The 13,354-nt window shown below is 66.8% G+C and carries 10 protein-coding genes; 5 read left to right on the forward strand and 5 right to left on the reverse strand.

Going from position 1 to position 13,354, the window contains the following annotated elements; all coding sequences use genetic code 11:
• The first annotated feature begins 31 nt into the window (after positions 1 to 31).
• Together HZY97_RS15355 and HZY97_RS15360 are read left to right on the forward strand one after the other, a co-directional pair.
• Positions 32 to 811 carry an SDR family NAD(P)-dependent oxidoreductase gene (locus HZY97_RS15355; RefSeq protein WP_180145540.1) on the forward strand — a complete coding sequence of 260 codons (780 nt, stop codon included), beginning with the start codon at positions 32 to 34 and terminating at the stop codon, positions 809 to 811.
• Positions 812 to 814: 3 nt separating this feature from the next.
• Positions 815 to 1,702, forward strand: a complete 888-nt coding sequence (locus HZY97_RS15360) for an SMP-30/gluconolactonase/LRE family protein (protein WP_180145541.1) — start codon at positions 815 to 817, stop codon at positions 1,700 to 1,702.
• On the opposite strand, the gene HZY97_RS15365 is transcribed toward HZY97_RS15360, so the two are convergent.
• Positions 1,699 to 2,313 (reverse strand): TetR/AcrR family transcriptional regulator, encoded by a 615-nt coding sequence (locus tag HZY97_RS15365; protein WP_180145543.1) that lies wholly within the window; start codon positions 2,311 to 2,313, stop codon positions 1,699 to 1,701. The two genes, HZY97_RS15360 and HZY97_RS15365, sit on opposite strands and share 4 nt — an antisense overlap.
• A 439-nt stretch (positions 2,314 to 2,752) precedes the next feature.
• Here HZY97_RS15365 and HZY97_RS15370 point away from each other — a divergent pair, with 439 nt between their 5' ends.
• On the forward strand, positions 2,753 to 3,214 hold the full coding sequence (locus HZY97_RS15370) for a MarR family winged helix-turn-helix transcriptional regulator (RefSeq protein WP_180145545.1): 462 nt from the start codon (positions 2,753 to 2,755) through the stop codon (positions 3,212 to 3,214).
• Positions 3,215 to 3,230: 16 nt separating this feature from the next.
• Here HZY97_RS15370 and HZY97_RS15375 read toward each other — a convergent pair whose 3' ends face one another.
• Complete coding sequence (locus tag HZY97_RS15375; protein ID WP_180145546.1) at positions 3,231 to 3,911, reverse strand: GNAT family N-acetyltransferase; 681 nt, start codon at positions 3,909 to 3,911, stop codon at positions 3,231 to 3,233.
• A 103-nt stretch (positions 3,912 to 4,014) separates the two neighbouring features.
• Here HZY97_RS15375 and HZY97_RS15380 point away from each other — a divergent pair, with 103 nt between their 5' ends.
• Positions 4,015 to 6,072 carry a hypothetical protein gene (locus HZY97_RS15380; protein ID WP_180145548.1) on the forward strand — a complete coding sequence of 686 codons (2,058 nt, stop codon included), beginning with the start codon at positions 4,015 to 4,017 and terminating at the stop codon, positions 6,070 to 6,072.
• Between the two features lie 135 nt (positions 6,073 to 6,207).
• Here the strand turns inward: HZY97_RS15380 and HZY97_RS15385 are convergent, their stop codons facing one another.
• The 3 genes from HZY97_RS15385 to HZY97_RS15395 all read right to left on the reverse strand — a co-directional run bounded on the left by HZY97_RS15385 (position 6,208) and on the right by HZY97_RS15395 (position 10,780).
• Entirely contained in the window at positions 6,208 to 7,983 is a 1,776-nt protein-coding gene (locus HZY97_RS15385) for an IlvD/Edd family dehydratase (protein WP_180145549.1), read from the reverse strand.
• Positions 7,984 to 8,156: 173 nt separating this feature from the next.
• Positions 8,157 to 9,557, reverse strand: a complete 1,401-nt coding sequence (locus HZY97_RS15390) for a sugar porter family MFS transporter (RefSeq protein ID WP_180145552.1) — start codon at positions 9,555 to 9,557, stop codon at positions 8,157 to 8,159.
• Positions 9,558 to 9,688: 131 nt separating this feature from the next.
• The gene (locus tag HZY97_RS15395; RefSeq protein WP_180145555.1) at positions 9,689 to 10,780 is read right to left on the reverse strand and encodes a LacI family DNA-binding transcriptional regulator; all 1,092 of its coding nucleotides are present in this window, start codon (positions 10,778 to 10,780) and stop codon (positions 9,689 to 9,691) included.
• 148 nt (positions 10,781 to 10,928) lie between these two features.
• Between HZY97_RS15395 and HZY97_RS15400 the strand changes: the two genes are divergently transcribed.
• Positions 10,929 to 13,331 carry a glycoside hydrolase family 3 N-terminal domain-containing protein gene (locus tag HZY97_RS15400; RefSeq protein ID WP_180145558.1) on the forward strand — a complete coding sequence of 801 codons (2,403 nt, stop codon included), beginning with the start codon at positions 10,929 to 10,931 and terminating at the stop codon, positions 13,329 to 13,331.
• Positions 13,332 to 13,354 lie beyond the last annotated feature (23 nt).

The raw sequence follows: 13,354 nt of genomic DNA on the forward strand, positions 1-13,354 counted from the left end.
GTACTCCATTCTCATGTCGGAAGCTGATCCCATGCACGTGCCGCTCACTCGCGATCAGCGCGCGGTCTATCCCAGCCTGAAGGGCAAGCGCGTGCTGATCACCGGCGGTGGCTCGGGCATCGGCGCCGGGCTGGTCGAGGGCTTTGTCCGCCAGGGCGCCGACGTGACGTTTTTCGACATTGTCGACGCGGATTCGCAGGCGCTGGTCCAGAGCCTGTCGGGTGCGGCGCAGCCGCCGGTCTATGAGCATTGCGACCTGACCGACATCGGCAGCGCCAAGGCCAAGATTGCCAAGCTGATCGAGGATTTCGGCGCGTTCGATATCCTGATCAACAACGCCGCCAATGACGACCGCCACACCATCGAGGAAGTGACGGAAGACTATTGGGAAAACCGCATCGGCGTGAACCTGAAGCATTTGTTCTTCTGCGCTCAGGCGGTGATCCCGGGGATGAAGGCCAAGGGCGCCGGGGTGATCATCAACATGGGCTCGATCTCGTGGCACCTCGCGCTGGAGGGGCTGATCCTCTACCAGACCGCCAAGGCCGGCATCGAGGGGCTGACCCGCAGCCTGGCGCGCGACCTGGGCGGGGACAATATCCGCTCGGTCTGCATCGTGCCGGGCAATGTGAAGACCCCACGCCAGATGAAATGGTACACGCCCGAGGGCGAGGCCGAGATCGTCAATGCCCAGTGCCTGAAGGGCCGGCTGGTGCCCGACGACATCGCGGCGATGGCGCTGTTCCTCGCGTCGGACGATGCCCGGCTGATCACCGGCCATGAGTATTTCGTCGACGCAGGCTGGCGCTGAGCCATGGGCGTGGTGACCTCGGCGCCGGAAAGCGTCTGGTCGCTCGCCGCGCCTTTGCTCGAGGGCCCCGTCTGGGTGGCGCGCGACGCGGCCCTGTGGTTCGTCTGCATCAAGACCCACAAGGTCTTCCGCTATGATCCGGCGCGCGGCGACAAGCGCAGCTGGGACGCGCCGGCGCAGGTCGGCTTCGTGCTGCCGGCGGAGCGCGGCGGGTTTATTGCGGGGCTGCAGACCGGGCTGGCGCGCTTCGACCCCGAGGACGGCAGCTTCACGCCGCTGGTCGATCCCGAGCCGCATCTGCCCGGCAACCGGCTCAACGACAGCACCGTAGACCCCGCCGGCCGGCTGTGGCTGGGCACGATGGATGATAGCGAGGCCGATGACAGCGGCGCGATCTACCGGCTGGCCGGGGACGGCAGCTGCCGCGCCTCGAGCCCGCCCTGCTCGATCACCAATGGTCCCGCAGTGAGCCCCGACGGCGCGACGCTCTACCATATCGATACGCTAGGCGGCCTGATCTACGCCTGCGACCTGGGCGAGGACGGCGCGCTGACCAACCGGCGCGTGTTCGCCCGCATCCCCAACGAAGAGGGCTATCCCGACGGGCCGACGGTGGATGCCGAGGGATGCTTGTGGGTGGGGCTCTACAAGGGATCGGCGGTGCGGCGTTATTCACCGGGCGGTGACCTGCTCGAGGCCGTGCCCTTCCCTGTCGACGCGATCACCAAGATCGCCTTTGGCGGGCCGGACCTGAAGACGGTCTATGCCACCACCGCCAACAAGCATCTCTCCCCCGAGGAAAAGGCGGAAAACCCGACCGCAGGCGACCTGTTCCGGTTCACCGTCTCGGTGCCCGGGGTGGCGGGGACGCTGATCCGCGAGGGCTGCTAGCGGTACGCGGCCAGCGCGATCGCCTCCACCGCGGTGCGGATGCGCTCCCAGGCGCGGTCGCTGTTGAGGCGGAGCCCGGAGAAGCGGCCGCTGGCGGCGCCGGCCAGAACGAGATGCTGGACCCCCGCGATCAGCACCGCGTTGGCGGCGGTGCCGTCGACGCCCTCACGCGGCATCAGATTGCCGCGCTCGCGGTGGATCCAGGCGGTGATCGCCTTGTCCCGCGCGGTGGCGAAGCTCTGGGGCAGGGGCGCATCCTCGGCGACTTCCCAGGCGAGGATGCGCTGGGCGAGGCGATTGGCGCGAAGCGCCTCGAGATATTCGGTGGCCAGCCGGGCCATCAGATCGGCATAGCTGGCCGAGGACGGGGCATCGGGGCGCGGCGCCAGCGCGGTATCGAGCCAGGCGGTCATCTCCTCCCCGATCGCCGCGGCAAGGCCATCCACGCCACCAAAATAGCGGTAAATCAATTGCTTGTCGCAACCCGCAGCGCGGGCGATCGCGTTGACGCCCCAGGCGGGAAAGCCCTGCTCGGCCAGCAGCTGGCGTGCCGCGGCGAGGATCGTCTCCTGGGTGCGTGCGCGATTGCGGCCCTTGGCTTCGCTTTCCATGCCCCTTCCCTAGCCTGAGGGAAAAGCGAGGAACAGGCATTTTATCACCGGTCGGTGACAGGGAGAACAGCATGTCACTCACTGGTGACGTCAAGAATGTCACCATGTGGTGATATTCTGCTTGCTCAAGTGGACGCACTGAACGCCGAAGTTGGCGAGTTTTGCCCGGGGCCCACGATAGCGCTGAACCCCTGTGCTCCGCAACTGGGAGAGCGGTTCGGACACTTTATGGGTGCAAGAGTGGACACTTTGACCGTGGATGTTTGCGCAGGGGTATTAATGCGCGCCTCCTCGTCCGGAAGACACCAAAGCGCCTCCGCATCCGAGTTCCAGACCGTTCAAAGAGCCGTTCCCTGCCTAGCAGAATCGGGGCTTGTAGGACAGCGCGATATAGTCAATATGATTGACTATCCTGTTTTTGGACAGTAAAGGGATCCGCATGAACCAAGACTCTCCTCTGCTCCAGGTCGCCCTGCCCGCGCTGCTGCGACACGCCCGTCACACCTATGGCGCGGGCATGCGCGCGGCGCTGGCCGAGCGCGGCTATGACGATATTCCCGGCAACGGCCTGTATGTGATCGGCGCGCTGGCGCTCGGCGAAGCGCCGCTCAGCCAGATCATCCGCGAGCTACGGGTGAGCAAGCAGGCGGCAGGCCAGCTGGTCGATGCGCTGGTGCTGCGCGGCTATCTCGACCGGCAAGTCGATGCCGAAGACCGGCGCCGTCTGACCGTGACTCTCACCGAGCGCGGCCGCGCCGCCGCCGACACGCAGATGGCGGCGCGTGCAGCTATCGACGCCGAGCTGGCGGCACGCATGGGCGACGAGAAGGTGCTGCACGCCCGCGAAGTGCTCGCCGCGCTGATCGACATCGGGCACGCGGCCCAAGTCACCGCAGAGTGACAGCGCCGCCGGACGGTCAACCCGCCGGCGCCAGTACGGTGATGTTGATGTCGGCCCGCCAGCGATAGCCGAGCCGTTCATAGAGCGCGATTGCGGAGGCATTGTCCGCATAAGCGTGCAGGAAGGGCATCTCGCCCTGCGCGACCATGCGCCCGGCGACGACCCGCATCAGCTTGCCGGCGAGGCCAGCCCCGCGGAAATCGGGGTGCGTGCAGACGCCGCTCACTTCGGCATAGCCAGGTGTACGCATCCGTTCACCGGCCATTGCGATCAGCCGCCCCTCGTGCCGGATGCCGATGAAGCGGCCCATCCGGTGCGTGCCCCGGAAGAACGGTCCGGGCTCGGTAAGCGTGGCGAGCGCGAGCATCTCGGCCGCATCGGCGTCGCCGAGGTCGAGAAAGGTGAAATCGGGATCGGGCGGCGCTGGAGCTTCGGCGACCATCTGCACCGCCATGCGGTGTTTGTGGATGACGGTTCGGGGCACCATAGGCAGCGGCGTCTTCTCCGCGACGATCGCCGCCCCGGACGCGGCGACCAGCGCGCCCAGTGCCGCCAGCGGCGCGGGATCGTGGCTCGCCGAGGCGGCGAAGATCGCATGATCACCGTCATAGCGCAGCGCGAGCGCCCCTCCCCGCGCGAGATGCGCCTGGCTGGTGGTGAGCGCGGACCAGGCGGGATTGTCGAGCGGGTGAGCCATTGCCGGCATATGGCCCCCGCCCCGCCCGGCGAAAAGCCCGCCTGGCATGGCTTACGCGGCGTTAACCCTGCCGCTGCCATGGTGCCCCGAACGTTTTCGGGGGATGGACGTGCAGCAAGATATGCGCCTGTGGATCGGGACCGATCTGAGCGAGCAGGAATTTGGCGACCTGGCGGAAGAGCTGGTGCTGCGCGACGACGCGACGCTGCTGCCCCATCTCCTGCTGTTCGCCGAGCGCCATGCGGACTTCTGGCCGGGCACGCGCGGACAGCTGGTGCTCGCCGGCATGCTGCGCGTGCTGGTCGATACGCTGGAGGCAGGCGAGACCGACAAGGTGCTGGACGCGCTGAGCAGTTGCCCGGCGGCGCTGGCGCAGCAGGCGCTCGACCTGCTGGTGACGGCACTGCCCGAGGGCGCGCTGGAGACACCGGCCGAACTCGACGACGCCATGGCCTTCTGCATCGCGATCCTGGCGGGCGCGAGCGGGCAGCGCGACGCGGTGGCGGTGTTCCTCGACCAGGCGCGGCCCGGCCGCGCGGAGGGCTTCTACGGCCCGCCCGCAGCGCGGATCGCCGCGCATTTCGCGCCGGCGGCGGACAAGACGGGGGCGTTTAAGCCCAAGCTGATCGTCTGGGACCTGGACGACACGCTGTGGCACGGCACGCTCGCCGATGGCGATGCGCCGGTGCTGATCGAGAAGCGCGCGACATTCGTGCGCGCGTTCAACCGGCACGGCGTGGTTTCGGCGATCTGCTCGAAGAACGAACTGGCCAAGGCGCGCGAGGCGCTGGAAGGCTTTGGACTGTGGGACGCGTTCGTCTTCCCGCGCATCGCCTTTGTGCCCAAGGGCGCAGTGATCCGGCAGATGATCGCCGACATGCAGCTTCGGCCCGAGAATGTGCTGTTCATCGACGACAATCCGCACAATCTGCACGAAGTCGCCGATGCGGTTCCGGGGATCAGCGTGGTCGACGCGACCTCGGGCGAATGCGACGCGCTGCTCGAACGGCTGCTTGCCGAGAATGCCCATGTCGAGAAGAGCCGGGTGGCGGACTATCGCCTGCTCGAGACCAAGGTGGCGGAGCGCGCGGCCGACCAGCTGAGCGACGAGGCGTTCCTGGTGCAGAGCGGCATCCACGCGACCTTCACCAACCGGATGGACAATCTCGAATTCGCCGAGCGGATCGAGGAGCTGGTCAACCGCTCCAACCAGCTCAACTATACCCAGAGCCGGATCGAGCCGGGCACGATCCGCGACAAGATCCAGAACATCGACCATTATGAAGTGCTCTGCGCCTTTGTGTGGGACAAATATGGCTATTACGGGCTGGTCGGCGTGGCGGTGTACGCCTTCCGCACCCAGACGCTCGAGCATTTCGCCTTTTCGTGCCGGATCATGCACATGGGCGTGGAAGATGCGATGATCCGCGAGCTCGCCGAGCGCGGCTATCCGCTGCATGCGAGCCCGGCCTTCCGCAAGCCGCTGCCGCCGCAATCCTCGCGGGCGATCACGATATTGTCCTATGCGGACGCCGATGTTCGCGCGCGCGTGCTCGCCGAGGAAGCGCCGCGCGACTGGAGCAAGGTCGACCTGCGCATCATGGCGGATTGCCAGTCGGGCGCGTTCTTCCACTATAGCCGTCACCAGGCGGTGACAGACTTCGACAATGCGCCGCGGCTGTTCAGCCTGCCGCAGATGAAGTGCGGCGCGTACCGCGAGCAGGCCTTCCCGCGCCACTTGGTCTACACGGCGGCGACCGATTATATCGACTGGCGCTGGGAGAAATTCTCGCGCGAGATCGACCATGCGCTGTTCCTCGAATGCGCGGATATGTTCGTCGACATGGCGGTGCGCGGCGGCCACAAGGTGCTGCTGTTCCTGCCGCCCGAGGGGCTGGGGCTGAAGATGTACGAGCTGCACAAGGGCTGCGTGCCCGAGCGCAGCCGGGTGTGGCACCCGGTGCTCAACCATTATTGGCGCGGCGTGGCGGCGAAGTTCCCGGGCGTGTTCACGCTGGTCGAGCTGGCCGAGGTGCTGGCGCCGGACGAGCTGATCCACGCGCATCACTATGTGCCGTCGGCGCTGCAGCGGATCAGCGCGATGATCGATGACTGGTATGATACGGAGACGGCGGCTCTGGGGTTGAGCCGGGCGGCCTGAAGCCCTCTCCCTTTGGGAGAGGGTTGGGTGAGGGCAGCGCCTCAACGGGCCTTTCGGCCTGAGGCGCGCCTGCCCTCATCCTTCCCACCCGCTTCGCGGGCGGGCCCCTCCCTTCTCCCAATGGGAGAAGGGATTTCAGTGATTGTGCCGGGGCACCTTCTCGCTGGTCTTGCGATACTTCAGCGCGAAATCGAGCACCCCGCCCTCGCCCAGCTGGCCGACCTTCTCGCGGTAGAGCTCTTCCCAGGGGGTGTTGCTCGCCGGAATCGGCGGGGCCGGTTCGGTCTTGCGGCGGGCGATCTCGTCCGCTTCCACCAGTGCGTTGCAGGTGCCGGCGTTCAGGTCGATGCGGATCGTGTCGCCGGTGCGCAGCCACGCCAGGCCCCCGCCCGCCGCGCTCTCGGGCGAGGCGTTGAGGATCGAGGGGCTGTCCGACGTGCCCGACTGGCGGCCGTCGCCAAGCGTCGGCAGCGACATGATGCCCTGCTGGATCAGGTGATCGGGCGGCTGCATGTTGACCACCTCGGCCGAGCCGGGCCAGCCGATCGGGCCCGAGCCGCGGATCACCAGGATGCAATTGGCGTCGATGTTGAGTGCGGGATCGTTGATGTTGTGGTGATAGTCGTCCGAGCCGTCGAACACGATCGCGCGGCCCTCGAACACGCCTTCGTCACCGGGGCGTGACAAATAGCGGGCGCGGAAATCCTCGGAGATCACGCTGGTCTTCATGATCGCCATATCGAAGAGGTTGCCCGACAGGACGAGGAAGCCGGCCTTCTGCTTGAGCGGCTGGTCCCAGGTGAAGATCACCGCGCGGTCCGACACATGGCTGTCGGCGATGTTCTCGGCGAGGGTCTTGCCGGTGCAGGTCAGCACTGAGCCGTCGAGCGCGCCGTTGGCGAGCATTTCGCTGAGCACCGCGGGGATGCCGCCGGCGCGGTGGAAGCGCTCGGAGAGAAATTCGCCGGCGGGCTGCATGTTGACTACCAAAGGTAGGTCGTAGCCGGTGCGCCAGTCGTCAGGGGTGATCTCGATGCCGGCGTGGCGGGCCATCGCGTCGAGATGCGGCTGGGCGTTGGTCGAGCCGCCGATCGCGGTCAGCAGCTTGATCGCGTTGAGAAAACTCTCGCGCGTCAGGATGTTCGAGGGGCGCAGATCTTCATACGCCATCTCGACGATGCGCTTGCCGGTCTCGAACGCCATCTGGCCGCGCTCGCGGTAGGGCGCCGGGATCATCGCGCAGCCGGGGAGCGACATGCCCAGGCCCTCGGCGATGCTGTTCATCGTCGAGGCGGTGCCCATCGTGTTGCAATGGCCCGATGAGGGCGCGCTTTCCATCGCGCGCTTGAGGAACTCGGCCTCGTCGATCTCGCCGGCGGCCATCTTGCGGCGGCTGCGCCAAATGACGGTGCCGCTGCCGACCAGTTCGCCTTCGTGCCAGCCGTCGAGCATCGGGCCGCCCGAGAGGACGATCGCCGGGATGTCGACGGTGGAGGCGGCCATCAGCGAGCTTGGCGTGGTCTTGTCGCAGCCGGTGGTGAGGATGACGGCGTCGATCGGATAGCCGTTGAGGATCTCGACCAGGCCGAGATAGGCGAGGTTGCGGTCGAGCGCCGCGGTGGGGCGACGGCAATTCTCGAAGATCGGGTGGAGCGGAAACTCCATCGGGATGCCGCCCGCCGCGAGGATGCCGGCGCGGGCGCGCTTGACCGTCTCGAGGTGGATGCGGTTGCACGGCGCGATGTCCGATCCCGACTGCGCGATGCCGATGATCGGCTTGCCGCTGGTCAGCTCGTCGGGCGTGATGCCGTAGTTCATGAAGCGCTCGAGATAGAGCGCGGCCATGTCGGCGCGGCCGGGCGCGGCGAACCATTCGCGCGAGCGGAACGGACGGACGGGCGTGCGGGTCATTCGAAACAAGCTCCAAACAAATTCCTCCCCGAGCTCGTCTCGGGGAGGGGGACCATTCGCAAAGCGAATGGTGGAGGGGTGACGGCGGGACGCCGACATTGTCGGCGTCCCCTCCACCACGCCCTACGGGCGCGGTCCCCCTCCCCCAGCGAGCTGGGGGAGGAATTGGGAGGTCAGCCCTCCATCGCCTCCAGTTCCTTGCCCTTGGTCTCGTGGATGAACTTCTGGACCAGGAAGAAGCTGATCACCGCGCAGACGCCGTAGAAGGTGTAGGCGCCGGTGAGGCTCCACGCCGCCATCGCCGGGAAGGTCTGGGCGATGATGTAGTTGGCACCCCATTGCGCGAAGCCGCAGACGGCCAGTGCAGAGCCGCGGATCTGGTTGGGGAACATCTCGCCGAGCATCACCCACATCACCGGGCCCCAGCTGACGTTGAAGAAGATCACATAGAGGTTCGCGGCGACCACGGCGATCATGCCGAGCTGCGGCGACAAGGTGAGCTTGCCGTCGACCAGCGCGCCCTGGCTGAAGGCATAGACCATCGCGAACAGCGTGATCGCCATGCCCGCCGAGCCGATCAGCAGCAGCGGCTTGCGGCCGATCTTGTCGATCACCGCAATGGTGATGAAGCAGGCCGCGATCGAGACCGCGCCCGAGACGATGTTGATCAGCAGCGCGTCATTCTCGGTGAAGCCGGCGAGCTGCCACAATGTCGCACCGTAATAGAAGATCACGTTGATGCCGACGAGCTGCTGGAACACCGCCAGCAGGAGGCCGGCCCAGACGATCGCACGGATGCCGAGAAAGCCGCCGGGCGCGAAGATGTCCGACAGGCGCGGACGGTGGTCGGTGCTGAAGCTCGCCTGGATCTCGGCGAGCTTGAGCGCGCCGTCGGTCGCGCCGAACAGGCTGGTGAGGACCTTCAGCGCTTCGGGATTACGCTTCTTGGCGACGAGGTAGCGCGGGCTCTCCGGGATGAAGAACAGCGCGACGAGGAACACCGCGGCCGGGAGCGCCTGCATCAGGTACATCCAGCGCCACGCCTCTATCCCGCCGAGCAGGTTGGTCGAAGCGCCGGCGGCGCGGGCGACATAGTAATTGACCACGAACGCGGCGGTGAGGCCGGTGATGATCATGATCTGCTGCACCGTCGTCATCCGGCCGCGAATGTTCGCGGGAGCGACTTCGGAGATATAGGCGGGCGACAGCACCGAGGCCGCGCCGACCGCCATGCCGCCGATGATGCGGGCGATGACGAAGATGGTGTGGTCGTGCGCCATGCCCTGGACGAGCGCGCCGCCGAGGAAGAGCAGCGCGGCGAGGCGCATCACGTTGCGGCGGCCCATCGAATCGGCGAGCGTGCCGGCGAAGAAGGCGCCGAAGACGCAGCCGATCAGCAGCGAGCCGACGGTGAAGCCCAGGCCGTTGGCATCGAGCGCGAAGGCGGCCTTCAAGCCGTCCTGCGTGCCGTTCACCGCGCCACTGTCATAGCCGAAAAGCAGGCCGCCGATCGTCGCCACCGCGACGATGGCGCCGATCAGGCCGTAATTGGCCTTCTGCGCCGTATCGTTCATCTCGTTCCCCTCCATAGCGCCCCGGTTCGGGCGGCATTGTTAGCGGTAACTTGCCCGGTTCGCGGGGAAAAGCAAGTGCCCGTGCCAGGGATATCGACCATGCTCCCCTCCCTTCCGGGCGGGAACGGGAATTAGCGCCAGCTCTTCTTGCCGGCCGAGACCTTAGGTGCCGCAGCACCCGGCGGGCCCGAGGATTCGCGCAGGATCAGCTCGTGATCGAGCACCTGCTCCTCGAGCTTGTCCGACGTGCCCGCACGGTGGGCGCGCAGGCGGGCGAGCAGCAAGGTGAGCGCGCTCTCGGCCATCGCGGCGATCGGCTGGCGGACGGTGGTGAGCTCGGGCCACATGGTGGTGGCGAGCGAGGTATCGTCGAAGCCGACGATGCTGATGTCCTGCGGCACGTGCAGCCCGCGGCGGTGCGCCACGCCGACGGCAGCGGCGGCCATGTCGTCGTTCGAGGCGAAGATCGCCGTAGGCATGGTCTCGCGGTCGAGCAGCCGCTCGGCGGCGACGATGCCCGAGCGGAAAGTGAAATAGCCCTGCTCGACCGGCATCGCCTTCACGTCGAGCCCGGCGGCCTCGATCGCCTCGACAAAGCCGCGGTGGCGCTCGGCGGAGCTGGTCTGGTTCGGGTTGCCGCGGATGAAGCCGATATTGCGGTGGCCGAGATCGATCAGGTGCCGCGTCATCGCCGCCGCCGCAGCAGCATCGTCGATACGGACGTTGAGGCTGCGCTCGGGCGGCAGGCCCATCGCGACCGACACCCAGGGGATGCCCGCAGTCTCGAGCTCGGCGCGGACGGGCGCGGCTTCGGAGAGCGGCGGCGGCAGGATCACGCCCTCGACGCTGGTCGCGGCGAACTGGCGGGTCGCCTCGGCCTGCTCGTCCGCGCGCTCGCCTTCACAGGCCTCCAGCACAAGGTGGCAGCCGGCACGCCGTGCCGCCGCGAGTGCGCCGATCAGGAATTGCGAGAGATAGGCCGCGGACGGGTTCGAATAGAGCAGCCCGATCTGGGTCGCCTCTCCAGCCGCCAGGCTGCGCGCCGCGCTGTTGGGCGAGTAATTGAGCTTGGCGATCGCCTCGAGGACCGCCTGGCGGGTTGTTTCCCTAACATTGGATCCGCCATTTACCACGCGAGACACCGTCATCGCGGACACACCAGCGGCGCGCGCGACATCCTGTACGGTGACCGTGCCACGGCTTCTACGGCTGGGTCTGCTCATCGTTTCGGGGATATGCTGCGATTACGGTAAATGCAATCGGCATGGCAGCTTGCTTCCGCCGGTTGACCGGAACGGCTTCGCATTGATAGTGATAGCGCTAACAGAAACGACGGCGCCCGACGCGCCGCGAATCCGAAGGAGAGGATCTTTGCGCAACTTCCGCCGCATCGCCGCGCTTGCCATCGCCGCCACGGCGCTGACGCCGGTTCTTGCCGTTCCCGCCGAGGCGCAGAGCGCAAAGGCGGGCGCCAAGGTGAACGGGCCGCTCTACAAGGACGCGAGCCAGAGCGTCGATGCGCGCGTCGAGGATCTGCTCGGGCGGATGACGCTTGAGGAGAAGGTGAGCCAGCTCGTCGCGATCTGGCTGAATAAGGGCAGCATCCAGACACCGGCCGGTGACTTCGACCCCGCCAAGGCAAGCAAGGCCTTCCCCAACGGCCTGGGCATGATCTCGCGCCCGTCGGACCGCAAGGGCGTGGACGCGGGCACCGCCAATGCCGGCGCCGATCTTTCGGCCAACCGCAACGCCGTCGACACCGCGACCTATATCAACGCCGCGCAGAAATGGGCGATGGAGGGAACCCGGCTGGGGATCCCGATGATCATGCACGAGGAAGCGCTGCACGGGCTGGTCGCGCCGGGGGCGACGAGCTTCCCGCAGTCGATCGCGCTGGCTTCCAGCTGGGATCCGGGCCTGCTCGAGAAGGTCTTCTCGGTCGCGGCTTCCGAGGCGCGCGCCCGCGGTGCCAATCTGGTGCTGGCGCCGGTGGTCGATGTCGCGCGCGATCCGCGCTGGGGCCGTATCGAGGAAACCTATGGCGAAGACCCCTATCTCGTCTCCGAAATGGGCCTGGCGGCGATCCGCGGCTTCCAGGGCACCACGCTGCCGCTGGCCAAGGACAAGGTGTTCGTCACGCTCAAGCACATGACCGGGCATGGCCAGCCGGAGAACGGCACCAATGTCGGCCCCGCCTCGCTCGGCGAGCGGACGCTGCGCGAGGATTTCTTCCCACCGTTTGAAAAGGCAGTGACCCAGCTGCCAGTGCGCGCGGTGATGGCAAGCTATAACGAGATCGACGGGATCCCGAGCCATGCCAATAAATGGCTGCTCCACGACGTGCTGCGCGGCGAATGGGGCTTCAAGGGCGCAGTGGTCAGCGACTATTTCGCGATCAAGGAGCTCGTCAGCCGCCACCACATGTTCAAGACCGCCAAGGAGGCCGGCGCACGCGCGATCGACGCGGGCGTGGATGTCGAGACGCCGGACGGCGAAGGCTTCAACTTCCTGATCGAGCTCGTCCGCGAGGGCAAGGTGAGCCAGGGCCAGATCGACAATGCAGTGCGCCGCGTGCTCGAGATGAAGTTCGAAGGCGGACTGTTCGAGAACCCCTATGCCGATGTGAAGACCGCGGCGAAGAAGACCAACACGCCTGAGGCAATCGCACTGGCCCGCCAGGCGGCGCGCGAGAGCGTGGTGCTGCTCAAGAATTCGAACGGGCTGCTCCCGCTCGACGCGACCGGCATCAAGCGGATGATGGTGATCGGCACCCACGCCAAGGACACGCCGATCGGCGGCTATTCGGACGTGCCGAACCACGCCGTCTCGGTGCTCGAGGCGATGCAGGCCGAGGGCAAGGGCAAGTTCCAGGTCGATTTCTCGGAAGGCGTGCGGCTGACCGAAGGCCGCGTCTGGGCGCAGGACGAAGTCAAGCTCGCCGACCCGGCGACCAACGACAGGCTCCGTGCCGACGCCGTGGCGGCGGCGAAGGATGCCGATGTCATCGTGATGGTGCTGGGCGGCAACGAGGCGCTGAGCCGCGAGGCCTGGGCCGACAATCACCTGGGCGACAGCGAGAGCCTCGACCTGCCCGGGCCGCAGGACCAGCTGGCGAAGGAGATCTTTGCGCTCGGCAAGCCGGTGGTGGTGATCCTGCTCAACGGGCGGCCCTATGCAGTCAATTATCTGGCGGACAAGGCGCCGGCGCTGATCGAGGGCTGGTATCTGGGCGAGCAGACCGGCAATGCGCTGGCCGATGTCGTGTTCGGGCGGTTCAACCCGGGCGGCAAGCTGCCGGTGTCGGTGGCGCGCAATGTCGGCCAGCTGCCGATCTACTACAACAAGAAGCCCTCGGCGCGCCGCGGATACCTGTTCGGCGATACCAGCCCGCTCTACCCGTTCGGCTTTGGGCTTTCGTACACGTCGTTCGAAGTGGGCAAGCCGGTGCTGGGTTCGGCGACGATCGGGGTAGCGGGCAAGGTGAAGGTCAATGTCGATGTGACCAACACCGGAAAGCGCGCCGGCGACGAGGTCGTCCAGCTCTATGTCCATGACGACGAGGCGAGCGTGACGCGGCCGGTGATCGAGCTCAAGCGCTTCCAGCGGGTGACCCTGCAGCCGGGCGAGAAGAAGACAGTGAGCTTCGAGCTGACCCCGGCGGACCTGTCGCTGTGGAATGTCGAGATGAAGCGCGTCGTCGAGCCGGGGACGTTCACGATCTCGGCGGGGCCGAACTCGGTGGATCTGAAGAGTGCTACGCTGACGGTGGAGTGAGGTTCAGAAAATCCTCCCTCGCG

This window comes from Sphingomonas sp. R-74633, assembly GCF_013416555.1.
Taxonomy (GTDB): domain Bacteria; phylum Pseudomonadota; class Alphaproteobacteria; order Sphingomonadales; family Sphingomonadaceae; genus Sphingomonas.

Excerpts from the sequence above, each read along its gene's own strand:
- HZY97_RS15355 (WP_180145540.1), top strand. The coding sequence starts at position 32 with ATGCACGTGCCGCTCACTCGCGATCAGCGCGCGGTCTATCCCAGCCTG.
- HZY97_RS15360 (WP_180145541.1), top strand. The coding sequence starts at position 815 with ATGGGCGTGGTGACCTCGGCGCCGGAAAGCGTCTGGTCGCTCGCCGCG.
- HZY97_RS15365 (WP_180145543.1), bottom strand. The coding sequence starts at position 2,313 with ATGGAAAGCGAAGCCAAGGGCCGCAATCGCGCACGCACCCAGGAGACG.
- HZY97_RS15370 (WP_180145545.1), top strand. The coding sequence starts at position 2,753 with ATGAACCAAGACTCTCCTCTGCTCCAGGTCGCCCTGCCCGCGCTGCTG.
- HZY97_RS15375 (WP_180145546.1), bottom strand. The coding sequence starts at position 3,911 with ATGGCTCACCCGCTCGACAATCCCGCCTGGTCCGCGCTCACCACCAGC.
- HZY97_RS15380 (WP_180145548.1), top strand. The coding sequence starts at position 4,015 with ATGGACGTGCAGCAAGATATGCGCCTGTGGATCGGGACCGATCTGAGC.
- HZY97_RS15385 (WP_180145549.1), bottom strand. The coding sequence starts at position 7,983 with ATGACCCGCACGCCCGTCCGTCCGTTCCGCTCGCGCGAATGGTTCGCC.
- HZY97_RS15390 (WP_180145552.1), bottom strand. The coding sequence starts at position 9,557 with ATGAACGATACGGCGCAGAAGGCCAATTACGGCCTGATCGGCGCCATC.
- HZY97_RS15395 (WP_180145555.1), bottom strand. The coding sequence starts at position 10,780 with ATGAGCAGACCCAGCCGTAGAAGCCGTGGCACGGTCACCGTACAGGAT.